Genomic DNA, 1,011 nt, shown 5'->3' on the forward strand with positions numbered 1-1,011 from the left:
TGAGACTATTATAAAGTTTAAAAAGGCCCTTGGGTTGAATGATATAGATGCTGCAAATGTGCACATGGAGATTGCTAAACGCATTGATCGCAATGCTGGTGTAGGACAACAGCAGGCATTTGAAAAGCTTATATTTGTAACAAATCTTGTGTTTCGGGATGCATATGAATACCTACTTCCATGGAAACGTCTTTTCGGGGTTCATGAATCTCAGATAGACGATGTTATGAGGGAAAGTGCCAAGAGTTTATATGCATCATTGCTCAAGTCTATTGGGAGAGGTCTTGACATAGGCACGCTTATCGAAGTAAGGAGAGCACAACTTGCATACAAACTTTCTGATGAGATTGCTTCTGAGATGTTCAGGGAGCATGCAAAGAAGTTAGTTGAAGAAAACATTTCAACAGCCTTGAACAACTTGAATAACCGAACACAGGTTGTTGAAGAAGTGAAAAGCATCCTTTCATTTAATGGTATGCTTACAGTACTGAGCAATTTCCCGGGAGAAGAAAGATTTGTCCGCGGGCTTGGGCCTATTACATTAGGTGGAGACAGTGATCATGAAAAGAGGGTAGAGGATCTAAAGATGCTCTATAGTGCCTATGCAATGGAGGTACTTTCAGATGGACATCTTAACGATGACAAGCTTGCGGCTTTGAATCAACTGAGGAATATATTTGGACTGGCGAAGTACGAAGCAGAAGCAATCATCACAGATGTCAAGGCTCGAGTATTTCAGACCTACTAAATTCTTTAACAATGAGTTGGCTGCGACCCCAAAGAAGGCAGAGTTCCTCCAAGATATCTGCGAAGAGTTGCAATTTGATCCTCTCAACTTGCAAGTAAGATGCATGAAGGTGCCATCCTGACACCTTCCCTTGTTCCACCACTAGTTTCACAACGTAGCTGCCCTGACCGCCTTGAAATCTGGGCAAATTGAGAACTGGGTTTCTCTTGGTGGCTCTATCTATATATATGGTACTTAGAGAAAATAACATTATAATATTGCAG

1 protein-coding gene is annotated in these 1,011 nt (G+C 41.5%); it reads left to right on the forward strand.

What is annotated here, in order from left to right; genetic code table 11:
- On the forward strand, positions 1-748 hold a 748-nt coding region (locus OKA04_RS25060), incomplete at its 5' end, for a hypothetical protein (RefSeq protein ID WP_264503877.1).
- Positions 749-1,011 lie beyond the last annotated feature (263 nt).

Source organism: Luteolibacter flavescens (assembly GCF_025950085.1).
Classification (GTDB): domain Bacteria; phylum Verrucomicrobiota; class Verrucomicrobiia; order Verrucomicrobiales; family Akkermansiaceae; genus Haloferula; species Haloferula flavescens.